Annotated in this window: 13 protein-coding genes; 9 read left to right on the top strand and 4 right to left on the bottom strand. The window is 47.0% G+C overall.

The genetic code is table 11. The features are described 5' to 3' along the window. Positions 1-336 precede the first annotated feature (336 nt). From HHL17_RS18055 to HHL17_RS18045, 3 genes are all read left to right on the top strand, one after another. The gene (locus HHL17_RS18055; RefSeq protein WP_169226222.1) at positions 337-771 is read left to right on the top strand and encodes a hypothetical protein; all 435 of its coding nucleotides are present in this window, start codon (positions 337-339) and stop codon (positions 769-771) included. A 47-nt stretch (positions 772-818) separates the two neighbouring features. Further along, positions 819-1,268 carry a hypothetical protein gene (locus HHL17_RS18050; protein ID WP_169226221.1) on the top strand — a complete coding sequence of 150 codons (450 nt, stop codon included), beginning with the start codon at positions 819-821 and terminating at the stop codon, positions 1,266-1,268. 150 nt (positions 1,269-1,418) lie between these two features. Further along, complete coding sequence (locus HHL17_RS18045; protein ID WP_169226220.1) at positions 1,419-1,778, top strand: hypothetical protein; 360 nt, start codon at positions 1,419-1,421, stop codon at positions 1,776-1,778. 3 nt (positions 1,779-1,781) lie between these two features. Here HHL17_RS18045 and HHL17_RS18040 read toward each other — a convergent pair whose 3' ends face one another. Next, positions 1,782-4,142, bottom strand: a complete 2,361-nt coding sequence (locus HHL17_RS18040; RefSeq protein WP_169226219.1) for a TonB-dependent receptor — start codon at positions 4,140-4,142, stop codon at positions 1,782-1,784. Positions 4,143-4,193: 51 nt separating this feature from the next. Further along, positions 4,194-4,784: a DUF3347 domain-containing protein gene (locus HHL17_RS18035; RefSeq protein WP_169226218.1), complete on the bottom strand. Its 591-nt coding sequence runs from the start codon at positions 4,782-4,784 to the stop codon at positions 4,194-4,196. A gap of 219 nt (positions 4,785-5,003) precedes the next feature. Here HHL17_RS18035 and HHL17_RS18030 point away from each other — a divergent pair, with 219 nt between their 5' ends. The 6 genes from HHL17_RS18030 (at position 5,004) to HHL17_RS18005 (ending at position 14,794) form a co-directional block, all read left to right on the top strand. Further along, positions 5,004-6,974 (top strand): ABC-F family ATP-binding cassette domain-containing protein, encoded by a 1,971-nt coding sequence (locus HHL17_RS18030; RefSeq protein ID WP_169226217.1) that lies wholly within the window; start codon positions 5,004-5,006, stop codon positions 6,972-6,974. 124 nt (positions 6,975-7,098) lie between these two features. Continuing rightward, a complete protein-coding gene (locus HHL17_RS18025; RefSeq protein WP_078673032.1) occupies positions 7,099-7,785 on the top strand; it encodes a response regulator transcription factor in 687 nt (228 codons plus the stop codon). Positions 7,786-7,791: 6 nt separating this feature from the next. After that, positions 7,792-9,162, top strand: a complete 1,371-nt coding sequence (locus HHL17_RS18020; protein ID WP_169226216.1) for a sensor histidine kinase — start codon at positions 7,792-7,794, stop codon at positions 9,160-9,162. 115 nt (positions 9,163-9,277) lie between these two features. After that, positions 9,278-10,555, top strand: a complete 1,278-nt coding sequence (locus HHL17_RS18015) for a TolC family protein (RefSeq protein ID WP_169226215.1) — start codon at positions 9,278-9,280, stop codon at positions 10,553-10,555. Between the two features lie 4 nt (positions 10,556-10,559). After that, entirely contained in the window at positions 10,560-11,651 is a 1,092-nt protein-coding gene (locus tag HHL17_RS18010) for an efflux RND transporter periplasmic adaptor subunit (RefSeq protein WP_169226214.1), read from the top strand. A gap of 47 nt (positions 11,652-11,698) precedes the next feature. Then, complete coding sequence (locus tag HHL17_RS18005; protein ID WP_169226213.1) at positions 11,699-14,794, top strand: efflux RND transporter permease subunit; 3,096 nt, start codon at positions 11,699-11,701, stop codon at positions 14,792-14,794. A 179-nt stretch (positions 14,795-14,973) separates the two neighbouring features. Here the strand turns inward: HHL17_RS18005 and trhO are convergent, their stop codons facing one another. Then, a complete protein-coding gene (gene trhO / locus HHL17_RS18000; protein WP_169226212.1) occupies positions 14,974-15,990 on the bottom strand; it encodes an oxygen-dependent tRNA uridine(34) hydroxylase TrhO in 1,017 nt (338 codons plus the stop codon). A gap of 219 nt (positions 15,991-16,209) precedes the next feature. Beyond that, entirely contained in the window at positions 16,210-16,416 is a 207-nt protein-coding gene (locus HHL17_RS17995; protein ID WP_169226211.1) for a hypothetical protein, read from the bottom strand. Positions 16,417-16,687 lie beyond the last annotated feature (271 nt).

Here is a 16,687-nt window from a genome sequence, read left to right as displayed (position 1 = left end):
TAAATATAATGAATTTACCCCACTTTACAAAACTGATGATCGGCGAATTATCAGAAAGTTGACAAAATCGTTATTGCGGATTGGGGTACGGTGAGAATTTGGTTATCATCCGGCGGTGATATTTCTTTTGACGACCCACATCTTCACACAAAGCTACCACGGCCAAATACATTCACTTACACTCCCTCTGGAAGGCACTTTCCCAGCCCTGTTTTTTATCTCCCGAAAACAGGATTTTCAAAAATTGTTGTGCAAAAAATTGGGTCTCGAAACGAGGAGCGATAATTTTGAAATATAATTTAAAATTATTCTTTTTGTACAATTAATAAATAAAACATGAGTTATATTTCAAAACCGGAACGTAAACCCATGCTTGCAGGCGGTAATCTTCGGATCTATAACATTTTAAAAGATGAACTAAAAATGGATGCCTCCAATGCCCGGGAGTTGCTGGCGGAAATGGACAATATCATTAATGATCATTTTCAGGATATAATACAATATGCTGAAACTATAGCCGAAATCAATGAAAGGAATATCAATGAAGGAATAAACCGAATTGAACGTCGAACAGACCAGATAGATAAAACAAATAAGCAAAATCTTGAACTGTTGGAAAAACGAATAGAAAGTACCGTCGACAAGCTGAATCGGATTGAGAAAGAAGTCAGAAACCCTTTCAACCCAGCCTTCATGCATAGGCTCTATTGGTTTCTCGTTGCCTTTGGGTCTGGTCTGATAATATTCCTTGTATTGTTAGCAAGTCGTTAAAAGACCATTTAATTCTCATTTTAACACCTTAACTAAATATATCTAATATGATCACAGGCAATGACGACATCTATAACATTTTCAGAAAAGACCTTCACCTAAGTGAGGAAAAAACCAGGAAACTGGTCTCAAACATGAACACCGCCGTCGAGAAAGCTCAAGCCAACAATTTTGCCACTATGAAAGAAGATTTAAAAGAAGCAAAAACTGAAATGAAAGACTTCAAGAATGAAGTCAAATCTGAACTTAGTGGTTTTAGAACCGAGATGAATACCAAACTGGATGAATTCAAGGCTAAACTGGATGAATCCAGGAATAAAATGAATGAAGTCCAAGTCGGGTTGGCTACGTTCCAAGTAGCGGTTATAACCCAAATGAAAACTGACTCTGAAAAAATCTATTCAAAGATGAGTACAACCGGGCTTTTACAGTATATAGCCATTACAGGCACAATTCTGAGCATTATTGCAACCTGGGCCTTTCTTAAGTTTAAATAACTTTCAAAACCGGAATTACACGTCACCGCGGGAATAATCAGAAGCAAAACACCTGCTTACCCGGGACTTTCAGTGATTCATCCACCACCTTTCCCTCCTGATCATAATAAATGAAATAAGAATTTATCACCATAATAAAAAACATATACTATGCTCGCAAGCAACGACGAAATCTATAATATTTTCAGAAGAGACCTTCATCTCAGTGAAGAAAAAACCAGGAAGTTGGCCGCAGTACTAGACACTTCAATTTGTGATACCCAATCCAGTATTTATGTAACAAAGGTGGAAACATTGGATTTAACAGTCAAGTTGGAAAGGGTAATTATCATACAGGAAAACATGCAAAAAGAACTGGGAGAAGTCAAAGCTGGGGTGACGGGATTAAGTAATGAGATAAAATCTAATTACAAAGACACCATCAAAAGCATATTTGCTGCTGGCTTTATACAATTCATCATTACCATCGGAGGGCTGATTGGCATCATATCATTCATGCTACGGAAATAACCCTCAAAACCGGAAATTATACGTCACTGCGGGAATAATCGGAAACAACGACACCTGCTTGGCCGTGACTTTCAGCGACCCATCCGCCGCCTTTCCCTCCTGATCAAAATAGATGAAATAAGGATTTTTTCTACTGTACACATTATAGATCGAAAAAGCCCAACTGCCCCTGAACCGCCTGTTCTCTCTTTTCGGTTTCGGTGTATAAATAGCGGATAAATCCAGCCGGTTATACGGCGCCATGCGATAAGAATTGATCTTACCATATCCCTGCACCAACGCGCCTTCCATGAAATAGAACTGTTCAGGCATCGTGGTAGTATTGCCGGTGCCATAGATAAACACACCGGAAAAAGTCCACCGTTTATTTAACTCATACATCGCTACTGCCACGAAATCATGCCGCCGGTCATATTTTGCCGGGAAGCGTTTGCCTTCGTTCAACAGCGGGAACTGCCGCCAGGTCCATGCCAGCGTGTATCCCAGCCAGCCGGTCAGCGCGCCTTTCTTCTTATTCACAAACAGCTCCAGTCCATAAGCCTGCCCCTTGCCAAATACAAAATCCAGCTCAGGATCAGACAGGGACGGTGTATAGCCCTCCCGGTACTCTACCTGGTGGTACATCTCCTTATAATACACTTCGGCAGAAGCTTCGTAGGTATTGTTTTTAAAATTGCGGAAATAGCCGGCGGAATATTGCCACGATTCCTGCGGCCTCACCAGGTATGTACTAGGCATCCACACATCGGTAGGTAACGTGGTGCCGGCATTGGACACCAGGTGTATAAACTGGTAATTGCGCGTGAACGACGCCTTGATGGCATTATCATCATTCCAGGAATAACGCAGGATAAGACGTGGCTCAAAGCCACCATAGCGGATTACCGGCCTGCCGCGGCCATATTTAACACTGTCGGTTTTCTGACCGGAAGCATCCCGGATATAACGGGTATAAGGCCCTATCTGCATAAAACCGCTAAAACGCACACCGGCATTGAGTTGCAGATGAGGTGATATTTCCCAGTCATCCATCAGGTAAACCCCCACTTCATGTGCATATTTCTTGTAGGCATTTTCCGGCGGCGCGAACTTCGTAGAGTCCTGCCCTCCACTGACGGTACTGGGCGTAAATACGTGGTAAATATAGTTGCCGCCAAACTTAATATGGTGGCGGGGACTGGCATAATAGTCAAAATCCAGCTTCGCATTGCCGTCGCTGATACCGGATGACAGACGGAGATCAAAATTATTCTGGAGTGCGCTGAACTGGAATTTATAATCATTATAGATAAGGGACAGGTTCGCAAACAGCTTGCTGTTGAACACATGGTTCCAGCGCAAGGTGGCCGTACTGTTGCCCCACGGGATCTTCACCAGGAACTTGCGGTTATTGCTTGAAAAGCTAAAAACATCTCTGCCAAAGTAACCACTGAGATAAAGACGGTCTTTATCCGACAGGATGTAATTCACTTTCATGTTCAGGTCATAAAAATAATAGCCGGTGCCCTTGTGGGAAGAATTGTTGACAATAGGTTTGGTAAGCAGATCGATATAGGTACGGCGGGCGGAGACGATAAAAGAAGCTTTGTCTTTTTTAAGCGGACCCTGCAGGGACAACCGTGATGCGATCAGCCCTATCCCACCCTCTCCCTGGAAGGTTTTGTTATTGCCTTCCTTCATGCTTACATCTACTACGGAAGACAGCCGACCGCCGTAGTTAGCCGGCATCCCGCCTTTGATCAGCGTCGTATTTTTGATGGCATCTGCGTTAAACACCGAGAAAAAGCCAAACAGGTGGCCTGTGTTGTATACCGGCGCTTCGTCCAGCAGGATCAGGTTCTGATCCGGCCCGCCGCCACGCACATAAAAACCCGCATTGCCTTCTCCGGCGGCCTGTACACCGGGCATCAGCTGCAGCGCCTTCAGGATGTCCGTCTCCCCCATCAGTGCCGGGAGCTTTTTTACCTGTTGCGCTGACATTTCGACCCGGCCCATGTCCGTACTTTTCACATGGGCATGTTGCTGCCGGGCCGTCACCACGACTTCCTTCGCCTGATAAGACCGTGGCAGCAGTTCTATATTACGTATAGTATTACCTGTTAGGTTCAGTTCCTGCGATTTGTTTTCATAACCTACAAAAGAAAAAATGATGGTGTAAGTGCCGGGAGACAACGAGAGAGAGTAAAAGCCATAGGCGTTGGTCTGGATGCCGGTGTTGGTGCCCTGTACGTGGACAGTGGCTCCCGGAAGCGATTCTCCGTTAGTGCTGTCCCGTACATATCCACTAACGGTATAATGCTGTGCCTTTGCAGACAAGCATAGAAGGGTCATCAGGAAAGTAACTACATATCTGAAGAATTGCATATTACTGTCTATTGTCTGTAGTGCTCCGGCAATAGACAGTAATTTACAATTTTACTGGTAACTTAAAGTGTCTTTTGTTTCTCCGCAATGCAGCATTTTATTTCCGAAGTAGGGATTTAAAATCTCCGGTTTGTCACTTAGCCAGTAAGCGCCTTTGTCATCAAAGGCCATCGGGCAATACTGGTGATAGATGGTTTTTCCTTTGAGGCCGGTATTTTTTACCAGGTCGAATAACATTTCGGAAACCATCTGGAAAGAAGAACGTTTGCCTTCCAGGTCCTGTTCGCCTTCAAAGCCCGCCAGTTCAGCGCTGATGCTGCCGGTGGTACCGGTAATGATGCTCAGGTGGCTGCTGTCCATCTGGAGGGTGTTGACCGGCAGGCTGTCCATATGCAGCTTCAGGGAGGCCGCCGCGGTGTTGGCTGCAACGCTGTCGGCCTTTACCAGTGCATCTGACAGCTGGTAGTAAGCCTGCATGACCAATTGAAGGGAATCGTAATATCCCTGATTGTAGGGCGCCTGCAACGATGCTGCCGGCCTGGCTGCCGCTTCTTCGCCGGATTTGGTAGATGATTGCTGGCAACTGAACAAAGCGAATGCTATGCATAATGTTCCTACGGGAACGCCTAATCTAAAATTCATGGGCATTTATTTTCTTCGTCCGCAAAAGTAATAATAATCGGCGGGGACAGAAACACTGATCAAAACGTTAAAATTCTAATCTAAATTAAAATATTATAATTCACAAAATACTATTTATCAATCATTAACATATACATTTAATACAAAAGCACAGGAAACATTAAAATGACATAAGTTCTGGTTACCTTTGCACGTTTTTTATCCAATTTTTGAACAATTATGTTAATCGCATTACAGGACATTACATTTGAGTTTGGGTCCAGGGTTATCCTGGAAAATTCCTCCTGGCATATTGAGCCGGGAGACCGCGTTGGCCTTATCGGATTGAATGGAACAGGCAAATCCACCCTGCTGCGTATTATCAACGGCGAATATTCCGTTTCAAAAGGAAGCGTTAATAAGAGCAAAAACCTGACAATCGGGTTTTTCAACCAGGACCTGCTCAGCTTTGAAACCGATGAATCTATCCTCACCGTGGGCATGATGGCCTTCGGCAAAGCGCTGGAACTGGAAAAGGAAATCGACAGGCTTACCAAAGAGCTGGAACACGATCAGACAGAAGAGCTGTTGCATCAGTTCAGCGACGCCCTCCACGAATTCGAAGCGCTGGACGGCTACAACATGAAGCACAAAACGGCACAGGTGCTGGAAGGCCTCGGCTTTACCACTCCCGACCTGGACCGCCCTTATAGTGAGTTCTCCGGTGGATGGCGTATGCGCGTGCTCCTCGCCCGTCTCATTCTCCAGCAGCCAGACGTACTCATGCTTGACGAACCGACGAACCACCTTGACCTTCCGTCCATCGAATGGCTGGAACGTTACCTCGTTGGCTACAACGGCGCCGTGATCATCGTATCGCACGACCGTTACTTCCTCGACCGCATGGTTAACTGCATCGTGGAAGTATACCAGCAGCAACTGCACCACTACTCCGGCTCCTATGCCGACTACGAAGTGGAAAAGGAACTGCGCCGCGAAATGCAGCAACGCGCTTACGAAAATCAGCAGGACTATATCCGCCAGCAGGAAAGATTTATCGAACGTTTTAAGGCCAAAGCCTCTAAAGCCGCTCAGGCACAGAGTATCGCCAAAAGACTGGATAAACTGGAACGCGTGGAACAAGTAGATGGCGGCCCGTCTAAAATCAAGATCAACTTCTCCATAGATAAAACACCCGGTAAAATCCTGTGTACGCTGAATAACATCAGCAAAGCCTTTGGCGATAACCAGATCCTGAAAAACACCAGCGCTGAAATCAACCGTGGCGATAAGATAGCCCTGATTGGTGCCAACGGTAAGGGTAAATCCACCCTGCTGCGCATCATCTTCGGCATGGAACCCATGGAGGGCGAAAGAGTACCAGGCCACAACGTGGTGACCAGCTTCTATGCCCAGCATCAACTGGAATCACTCGATCTCAATAGTGAAATCCTGGACGAGCTGAAAAATTTCGGCTCCGGCCGCACTGAGCTGGAACTGCGCCAGCTACTCGGCTGCTTCCTCTTTACCGGGGACGACGTATTCAAAAAAATCCGCATCCTCTCCGGTGGTGAAAAAGCCAGGGTATCCCTCGCCAAAACCATTATCAGCCAGGCGAACTTCCTCATGCTCGATGAGCCCACGAACCACCTTGACATGAACTCCGTGCAGATGCTGATCGACGCACTGGATAAATATGAAGGCAGCCTTGTACTCGTATCGCACGACCGTTATTTCGTTAGCCAGACAGCCAACAAAATCTGGGAAATCGTGGACGGTGAAATCAAAGAGTTTAAAGGCACCTACACCGAATACGAAGAGTGGAAAAAGAGAATGGCTGCCCAGCAGCAGGCTCCCGCTCCGGCAAAAGCCGCCACAGAAAATAAAAAAGAAAACAAGCAGGCCGCCCCTGCCAGCAATAATAATACCGCCGCCACCAAAGGCGCCATCAATAAAGATGTGCAACGCGAACTGCAAAAACAACAGAAACAGTTTTCACAGGTGGAAGGACAACTGGCCAGCCTTAAGGAACGTAAAGCCCGCCTGGAAGCCAGTTTAGGCGATCCGGCGACCTATAACGACCGAACTAAATTTGCCCAGGTAGAAAGCGAATACCAGGAAGTACAGAAATTCATCGATCGGGCCAACGAACAGTACGAACAGCTCTTCGAGAAAATCATGCAACTGGAAGCCAACCTGGTAACCAATTAGGAATTACGAATGACGAATGACGAATTGAGGACTCACTTTCCGCAAAGTTATTAAGTAGCCGCTCTGTCAGGAAGCCCACAATTCGTCATTCGTCATTCGTAATCCGTAATTTTAAAAGTCCTATATGCAGAAAATACTGGTGGTAGAAGATGAAGTCAAAGTAGCCAATGCCGTTAAAAAAGGCCTTGAAGAAAACGGCTTCGAGGTAGATGTGGCCTATGACGGCCGCATGGGCAAAAGCCTTGCTGCCAGCAATAACTACGACCTTGTCATTCTGGACCTGAACCTCCCCCATCACAACGGTTATGAGCTATGCGAAGTCATCCGCCGCAAAAACAACCGCGTGCCTGTGATCATGCTCACCGCACTGGGTGGCGTGGAAGACAAAATGCAGGCTTTTGAGCTGGGGGCCGACGACTACCTGGTAAAACCATTTGATTTCCGGGAGCTGCTGGCACGTATCCGCGTATTCCTAAAGCGGGCCGGTTCTGAAGCGCCACATAGCACCCAATATAAAATCACCATCGCCGATCTGGAGATAGACAGAGAAAAGAAAGAAGTCACCCGTGGCGGCAAAAAAATTGCCCTCACCGCCAAAGAGTACCAGCTGCTCGATTTCCTGGCGCTCCATAAAGGCAAAGTGATCTCCAAACTCACGATCGCTGAAAAAGTGTGGGACATCGACTTCGATACCGGTACCAACGTGATCGAAGTGTATATGAACTTCCTCCGTAAAAAGATCGACAAAGACTTTGAGCAGAAACTGCTGCATACCAAAACCGGCATGGGATATTACCTCTCCGAAGAGTAATCCTGCATGAAGATCAAATATAAAATAGCACTGTATTATACGCTGTCCGCCTCTCTGATGCTGATCGCCTTCGCCGTGCTGGCTTATTATTTCTCTTCCAAATCCAGACGTGCCGAATACCTGGAAAGACTGGAATACCGCGCCCGTTCCATCGCCAATGTGATCATTGAAGATGGCAATGTAAAAGTAGACCTGCTGCGGAAACTGGACCGTACCACCTTCCAGGACCTCTACAAGGAAACCATTCTCGTATACGATCCCGACTACGACCTGCTTTACAGCAACCTCAAAGATACCACCATCCGCACCCACCGCAGCCTGTTGGATTATATCAAACAAAATAAGTTATATAGTAATATTAAAAGCAGCGGTGAACAGGTAGGCGTTTATTATACAGAAGGTGATGTGTCCGTGATCGTGATCGTCTCGTCTTTTGACAAATACGGCTTCCAGAACCTCCAGAACCTGCGCCAGATACTGTTGATAGAACTGATCACAGCCGTAGCGATACTGGTGGGCGTCGGCTATTTCTTCGCCCGCAAAATGGTGCAGCCCATCGATAAGCTGGTGCAGCAGGTAGACAAGATCAACGCCAGCAATATGCAGGATGCACAGGTAGCGGTTAAAGGCAAAGATGAAATTGCCACGCTGGGCGCCAACTTCAACACCATGTTGCAACGTCTCAGCGATTCGTTCGACCTGCAGAAAAGTTTCGTCAGCAATGCTTCCCATGAGCTGCGCACCCCGCTGGCAGCCATTATCAGCCAGTTGCAGGTAACGCTTTCCAAAGAACGCACCAAAGAAGAATATCAGGCACTGCTGATATCGGTACTGGAAGACGCGGAAAACCTGTCTGACCTGTCGAATGGACTGCTGCAGCTGGCACAGTCAGAACTGAACCAGGAGCAGTTTGTATTCAACAGTGTCCGCATAGATGAGCTGCTGATGGACATGGCCAACCTGATACGGCTGAAACAAAAGACGCCTGGCAAAGTGGATATCCAGTTTGTCAAGGTACCTGATATCGATCTGCTGGTCACCTGTTTCGGTAACGAAAGCCTGTTGAAAGTGCTGTTCCTGAACCTGATTGACAACGCCTGTAAGTTTTCTCCTGACAAGAGCGCGCATGTGTCTATCGATTTCTTCACCCAATACATCACCGTGCAGATCAGGAATCAGGGGCCTGCGATTCCTTCCGGAGAGATCAATAAAATTTTTGAGCCGTTTTACCGGGGCGACAATGCCCACCAAACCCGCGGCCATGGCCTTGGTTTATCGATCTGTAAAAAGATCGTCCAGATACATAACGGCCATATCACGGTAACTTCCACCGCCGAAGAAGGCACCACCTTCACGGTGATACTCCCCCATTTGTAAGCCCTCTTCTTTTCTAATACGATTTTAATCTTGCGCTATTTTAATGTGTTTTTAATACGTCTTAAAGCCGTCTTTAATTTCACTTGGGGAGCTTTGTGTCATAAAAATAGGCATTATGCGAACCAAGACGAGACTGATTCTGTCAGTATGCGTTGCCAGCCTGGGCTTTATTCAACCGATAAAGGCGCAAACTCCGACCCAGACGGTCACTTTACAGGCCGTCGAGGATTCCTTCCTGGTCAGGAACTATGTACTGTTGGCACAACGTTATCAAATCGACGCATCCAAAGCATTGGTGCGTCAGGCAAAAATGTGGAACAATCCCTCCTTCAGCACTGTATTGGGCTTCGGCAGCACCGATAAGTTCAAGCCTTTCAATGTAGGCAAAGGAGGAGAAACACAGTACACTATTGACCAGCTGATACAGCTGGCCGGCAAACGCAACAAAAATGTTCAACTGGCGGCCACCGCCACCAAAATGAACGAGGCCACCTTCGATGAGTTGGTGCGCACCCTCCGCCTGCAATTGCGTGAGAACTTCTACACCCTGTACTATCGCCGCCAAACCGGCAAAGTCCTTAAAGAACAACTGGAGAACCTGCAACGCATCGTTGACGCCTATGTGACCGCCGATAAAAAAGGCAGTGTCGCACATGCCGACCTGGTACGCTTACAGGCCTTACAGGTAGGTATTGAAAACGACTATGCTGACCTGAAACAGGAAGAGCTGGAAGCGCAGAAAAACCTGCAACAGCTGCTGCATAGCCGGGATTTTTATGAAGCGGTCGTAACACCCGCCGACCTCGCCACCTACCGGCTTGATCATATAGAATTATCATCCCTGCTCGACAGTGTGGCCATCAACCGTCCGGACGTACGCATCGCAGCCACTCAATACCAGACCGCAGAACTGAATTACCGCCTGCAAAAAGCGATGGCCGTACCAGATTTGCATGTAGGCGCCACCTATGATAAAAAAGGCAGCTATATCGACAATTTCGTGGGGCTTACGCTGGGAATCGACCTGCCGCTGTGGAACCGCAACCAGGGCAATATCCGGGCAGCACAGCTACAAATCGGCGCCGGCAAACAACAATTGCAACAACAACAGTCCGTTGCACAGACAGAAGTGATCAACGCCTATCAGCGCATCGTAGCACTGGAAAAGCGTTATAAAAGCTTCGACCTGCACCAGTTCCAGGACGAGTTTGACACCCTGATCTCCGAGGTAGCCAAAAACTTCAGCAAGGGCAACATCTCCTTGTTACAGTTCATCGACTATTTCAACAGCTATAGCGACAACGCTAAAAACATCAATAAGTTTTTATCCAACCGGGTAGACGCTTACGAAGAACTCAATTACGCCACAGGACAAGAATTATTTAAAAACTAAGCGCATGAAACAGCCTATATTGATCGTTGGCTTTTCGCTGCTGGCAGCAGTTATCTGGAGTGGATGCAAACACACACAGGCCGAAGATTCCGAGAAGAGCACTTTTGTGCTCAGCGATACCATGTTAAAAAATATCCGCATCGATACCGCTCATATGGTACCCGTGATGAACGAAGTGCGGCTCTCTGGTAAAGTAGCCCCCAATGGTGGCAAGGTACTCAAAGTATACCCGCTGGTGAGTGGTTATGTGGAAGATATCAAAGTGCAGCTGGGCGACTATGTCCAGAAAGGTCAGGTACTGGCCGTGATACACAGTGCCGAGATCGCAGACTATGAAAAACAACTGGCACAAGCCCGTTCCGACCGCGGTGTGGCCGAGAAGAACCTGAAAGTGGCACAGGACCTGTACGACAGCCGCCTGAGCACGGAGAAAGATGTGGTGAACGCCAGAGGGGAAGTACAGAAAAACAATGCGGAAATCACCCGTCTCAACGACCTCTTTAAAATATACCGTAAAGGCAAAGGCGCCACCTACCTGGTTACCGCCCCTATCTCCGGATATATTATTGAAAAGAATATCAATAACAACATGGAGATCCGTACGGACAACAGCGCCAATATCTTCACCATCTCCGAACTGGACGATGTATGGGTAATGGCCAACGTGTTTGAAACAGATATCGCCAAAATCAAGGAAGGCTATGAAGCGGACGTAGTGACTGTAAGTTATCCCGATGAGCCCTTCCATGGCAAGATAGACAAGATCAATAATTTCCTCGACCCTGCCACTAAAACCATGCAGGTACGTATCCGGATCGACAACAAAAACATGTTGCTCAAGCCGGAGATGTTTGCCACCGTATACGTGAAGTACACAGACCACGACGAGAAAATCGCCGTGCCATCTGCCGCTGTCATCTTTGACAACAGCAAAAACTACGTACTGGTATTCAAAGACAAATTCAACATCGCGGTAAGGCGGGTGGAAGTTGCCAAAACCTCCGGTGACCTGACTTACCTCAGCTCCGGCCTGCAGGCAGACGAAAAAGTGATTTCCAAAAATCAGCTGCTGATCTACGACGCACTGAAAGACTAAGTATGTCATGGCATGATACACCAGCCTGGCTCTAAAGAAGAGGAATTATGAATAAATTCATCAGAAACATTGTCGCTTTTTCGCTCAAGAACAAACTCTTTGTTTTTATCGGCGTGATCGTACTGATCATTGCAGGCGTATTTTCGTTCCTGCACACGCCCATCGAAGCGTTTCCCGACGTTACCAATACTCAAATCGTCATCGTTACCAAATGGAACGGCCGCAGCGCCCAGGAAGTGGAGCGTTTTGTGACCCTGCCCATCGAAGTATCAATGAACGCCGTACAACGTAAGACCAGCGTACGTTCCGTAACAATGTTTGGTCTCTCCGTTGTAAAAATCATCTTTGAAGATGATGTAGAAGACTTCTTTGCGCGCCAGCAAGTGAATAATATGCTGGCAGGAATTGGCCTGCCGGAAGGCGCGGAACCGGAAGTACAGCCGCCCTACGGCCCTACCGGGGAAATCTTCCGCTATTATCTTAAGAGCAACAAACGTGACTCACGCGACCTGCTGACCTGGCAGAACTGGGTCATAGACCGGCAGATACGCAGCGTTCCCGGCGTGGCAGACGTGGTTGCCTTCGGCGGACAGGAAAAAATTTATGAAATTTCAGCCGATCCGGTACGCCTCGCCAAATACGACATCACTCCGCTGGAACTCTACCAGGTTGTTACTAAAAGTAACGTGAACGTAGGTGGCGATGTGATCGAGAAAAACGGTCAGGCTTATGTGGTACGTGGTATCGGCCTGCTCAACAGTATCTCCGATATCCAGAATATCATCGTGCAGAACATCAACGGTGTGCCGCTGCTCGTAAAAGACCTCGCCAACGTACATGAGTCCTCCGCCCCGCGTGTAGGACAGGTGGGCCTCAACCAAGCAGACGACCTCGTGGAAGGCATCGTGGTGATGCGTAAAGGAGAAAACCCGTCTGAGGTGCTCAAACGCCTGAAAGATAAACTGAAGGAGCTCAACGAAACCGTGCTGCCGGAAGATATCAAAATGGAAACCTTCTACGACCGTGATAACCTGATGGAGTTCTGTACCCATACGGTGATGCACAACCTGGCAGAGGGGATCATTTTCGTGACCGTGATCGTATTTATCTTCATGGCCGACTGGCGCACCACGGTGATTGTGTCCATCATCATCCCGCTGGCATTACTCTTTGCCTTCATGTGCCTGCGTATTAAAGGCATGAGCGCTAACCTGCTCTCCATGGGCGCCATCGACTTTGGTATCATTATAGACGGCGCAGTGGTAATGGTGGAGGGCATCTTCGTAATGCTGGACCACAAAGCCCATAAATACGGCATGGAGCGGTTCAATAAGATGGCCAAACTGGGATGGATCAAACAGACCGGCGGCGAACTGGCTAAAGCCATCTTCTTCTCCAAACTGATCATCATTATCTCCCTGATACCGATTTTCTCCTTCCAGAAAGTAGAAGGAAAAATGTTCTCTCCACTGGCGTGGACACTGGGTTTCGCACTGATGGGCGCACTGCTGTTCACACTAACGCTGGTGCCAGTACTCTGTTCTATCCTGCTCAACAAAAACGTGAAGGAGAAGAACAACTTTGTGGTAAATTTCTTTGACCGCATTGTCACCAGCGGATTCAACTGGACCTACCGCAACAAACGTCTGAGCCTTATCTGTGCCCTGGCCTTTATGGTGTTGACCTTTATGTCCGCCAAGTTCCTGGGTACGGAGTTCCTGCCACAGCTCAATGAAGGCTCTCTCTGGGTAACCACCGAGCTGCCCATGAGCATGTCGCTTACAGAGAGCACACGCATGGCCCACAGCATCCGTGAGGATTTGGGCGGTTTCCCTGAAGTGAAAAGAGTACTGTCACAGGTTGGTCGCTCCAACGACGGTACCGATCCAAACGGGTTTTATTTTGTGCAATACCAGGTAGACCTGCTGCCCAAAGATGAATGGAAACGCAAGATCACGCAGGATGAACTGATTTCACAGATGGAAGGCCGGCTGAAAAAATACCCGGGCATTATCCTCAACTTCTCCCAGCCTATCAGTGACAACGTATCAGAAGCCGTGGCCGGTTTTAAAGCCGCCAATGGCGTGAAAATATACGGCGCCGACCTGTCTCAACTGGAATCCTTGTCCCAGCAAGTGATTGCCCAGCTGAAAACAGTGCCGGGCATCAAGGACCTTGGTGTGATACGGAATATCGGTCAACCAGAGATGAGCATTGACCTGGACAACAACAAGATGGCCCAGTACGGCGTATCTACCGGTGATGCACAAGCGGTGATTGAAATGGCGATTGGTGGTAAAACCGCAACACAGCTGTATGAAGGCGAGAAAAAATTCGATATCCGTATCCGTTATGATGCCAACTACCGTAAAAACGAGGAAGACCTGGCCAATCTGATGGTGCCAACCATCAATAACAACAAAGTGCCGCTGAAAGAAATTGCGGAGATCAAGACCATTACCGGTCCGGCATTTATTTACCGCGATCTCAACAAACGTTTCATCGGTATTAAATTTTCCGTGCGTGACCGTGACCTCGGTTCCACTATCAGCGAAGCGCAGCAGAAAATTAATAAAGTTATCAAACTGCCCAAAGGGTACAGTGTAGGCTGGACCGGTGAGTTTGAAAACCAGGTGCGCGCCACCCAAAGACTCGGACAGGTAGTGCCTATCAGCCTTGTTGCCATTTTCATGGTGCTGTTTATTATGCTGGGTAGTGTGAAGGATGCCGGACTGGTTTTAATGAATGTTCCTTTCGCACTAATAGGGGGAATTCTCGCTTTGCACGTTACAGGTATGAACTTCGGCATTTCTGCCGGCGTAGGATTTATTGCCCTGTTTGGTATCTGTATCCAGAACGGTGTTATTCTGATCTCAGTATTCCACAAAAACCTGCAGGCGAAAATAGACCTGAATGAGGCTATTAAGCTGGGAGTTCAGAGCCGTATCCGGCCAGTGGTGATGACCGCGTTGATGGCTGCTATAGGCCTTGTGCCCGCAGCGCTTTCACACGGTATTGGTTCTGAAACACAGAAGCCGTTGGCCATTGTGGTGATTGGAGGTTTGATTACTGCAACCGTATTGACATTGCTGGTGTTCCCGATTATTTTTTACCGGGCATACAAAAATAAAACAGCCATATAAAGATATTATATCGCCTTCCGGCGAATGATTGACCGGGAGATGATCAACTTTTAGTTCGCATATAGGTTGATAGAATGGTTATGAAAAAGGAAAAGGCCGGACGACGGTCCGGCCCACACTGATTTTATAATTATATCTACTCCGCCCTGCCGAGAGGAAACAACGCGGGGCGGTTTTTTTTATTTTATTCTTTTCCTGCGGGATTTGTTGAACATAAGTCCTTTGTCGACTCCTTTACGCAGGGCCGCTTTTTCTTCTTCCGGTAACGCATGCACTTCTTTGCAGGCATCACTGCAACAACCATCGTATTTTGCGGCACAGGATTCGCACTGAATAAATAAAAGGTGACAGCCGTCATTTAAACAGTTGGTGTGTGTATCACATGGTTCCCCACATTGATGACATTGGCTAATAATATCCTCACTTATTCTTTCTCCCAGACGGTCATCGAACACAAAATTTTTGCCTTTAAACTTAACGGGTAGTCCTTGTTGTTTGGCTTTGTTCGTATATTCAATAATGCCTCCTTCTAGGTGGAAAACATTTTTAAAACCGTGGTGCAACATATACGCAGATGCTTTCTCACAGCGGATTCCCCCGGTGCAGTACATGATGATATTTTTGTCTTTCTGATCTTTCAGCATGTCTACCGCCATGGGTAGCTGATCGCGGAAAGTATCCGAAGGCACTTCGATGGCACCGTCAAAATGTCCGACTTCATATTCGTAGTGATTACGCATGTCCACGATCACCGTTTCCGGGTCGTCTGTCAGTTTATTAAACGATTGTGCGTCCACGTATTTGCCGCGGTTCGCCATATCAAAGGTGGGATCATCAATACCATCAGCCACGATTTTTTCCCGCACTTTGATTTTGAGTACGAAGAAAGATTTTCCGTCATCGTCCACTGCAACGTTCAGGCGGATGCCATTCAGAAAACTGATGGCATAAAGCGTATCGCGGAACGCTTCAACATGGTGTTCCGGCACGCTGATTTGCGCATTAATCCCTTCATGGGCCACGTAGATACGTCCAAAAACGTCCAGTTTAAAGAGGGATTCGTAAAGTTGATCGCGGAAAGCCTGCGGGTCTTCAATTTTCGCGTACTGATAAAAGGAAATAGTAACGCGCTTAAATGTTTCCAAAAATAGCCGCTTCCTGAGCTCGTCGGCGGAGACTCTGTTGTGTAATACCATTTGTTTGAAATTTTAAGGACACTTGCCTTGTGAACAAAATTTCAATCACTACCCTGGTCCTGCCAGATGGTTGATCGATTCGTCTTAAGAGTATGTCAATGTTGCCTGTTTTTTGTCAGGCAGCGCAAAGATAGACAAATCCGGCGGGAAACGGAGCGGAAACAGATGAAAAACAGCAGGTTGGAGTTAATGGGGCCAACGGGATAATTCCTTTATTTTTTACGCCCGGGGCGCATCCGTCTTCTTATCCCATTCGTATAAACGACGCAACAAAAACCAGGCGACGGCACTGATAATCAATATATAACCGATAAATCCAAATGTTCGTAATTCTACTGCACCGGGTAGGTCATTGATTTCGGTGATGTAGGCAGCAGTAGCTAACAAGATGCCCGCTACCAGGGCTATCCAGGCTATTTTTTTCATTGTATTGGTTTTTCATGGGTAATGGTCAAAATCCCACTTCAGTGTGATAAAATCCACAAAAAGTGTATCTGGTTGAGTATCAATTTTACAACAGATAGTTACTGCCAAATGTTCACAAAGTGTGAAAAATTTAATTAAAGTTTTATAACTATTTGATATTTATTGTATATATCTTTGCTTTTAAGTTACGAACCCCTAATTGGCACCCTTTTTGAAAATATCGTTCTGACAAAAAATTGATTAACCCGAAAATGTTATGTTATGAGTATTT

The organism is Chitinophaga fulva, from assembly GCF_012927205.1.
GTDB lineage: Bacteria > Bacteroidota > Bacteroidia > Chitinophagales > Chitinophagaceae > Chitinophaga > Chitinophaga fulva.
The sequence above is the reverse complement of the archived record's forward strand: the minus strand, read 5'-3'. Positions and strand labels throughout refer to the sequence as shown.

Coding starts and splice junctions, on each gene's coding strand:
- HHL17_RS18015 (WP_169226215.1), top strand. CDS start 9,278: ATGCGAACCAAGACGAGACTGATTCTGTCAGTATGCGTTGCCAGCCTG.
- HHL17_RS18045 (WP_169226220.1), top strand. CDS start 1,419: ATGCTCGCAAGCAACGACGAAATCTATAATATTTTCAGAAGAGACCTT.
- HHL17_RS18025 (WP_078673032.1), top strand. CDS start 7,099: ATGCAGAAAATACTGGTGGTAGAAGATGAAGTCAAAGTAGCCAATGCC.
- HHL17_RS18055 (WP_169226222.1), top strand. CDS start 337: ATGAGTTATATTTCAAAACCGGAACGTAAACCCATGCTTGCAGGCGGT.
- HHL17_RS18020 (WP_169226216.1), top strand. CDS start 7,792: ATGAAGATCAAATATAAAATAGCACTGTATTATACGCTGTCCGCCTCT.
- HHL17_RS18050 (WP_169226221.1), top strand. CDS start 819: ATGATCACAGGCAATGACGACATCTATAACATTTTCAGAAAAGACCTT.
- HHL17_RS18030 (WP_169226217.1), top strand. CDS start 5,004: ATGTTAATCGCATTACAGGACATTACATTTGAGTTTGGGTCCAGGGTT.
- HHL17_RS18010 (WP_169226214.1), top strand. CDS start 10,560: ATGAAACAGCCTATATTGATCGTTGGCTTTTCGCTGCTGGCAGCAGTT.
- HHL17_RS17995 (WP_169226211.1), bottom strand. CDS start 16,416: ATGAAAAAAATAGCCTGGATAGCCCTGGTAGCGGGCATCTTGTTAGCT.
- trhO (WP_169226212.1), bottom strand. CDS start 15,990: ATGGTATTACACAACAGAGTCTCCGCCGACGAGCTCAGGAAGCGGCTA.
- HHL17_RS18035 (WP_169226218.1), bottom strand. CDS start 4,784: ATGAATTTTAGATTAGGCGTTCCCGTAGGAACATTATGCATAGCATTC.
- HHL17_RS18040 (WP_169226219.1), bottom strand. CDS start 4,142: ATGCAATTCTTCAGATATGTAGTTACTTTCCTGATGACCCTTCTATGC.
- HHL17_RS18005 (WP_169226213.1), top strand. CDS start 11,699: ATGAATAAATTCATCAGAAACATTGTCGCTTTTTCGCTCAAGAACAAA.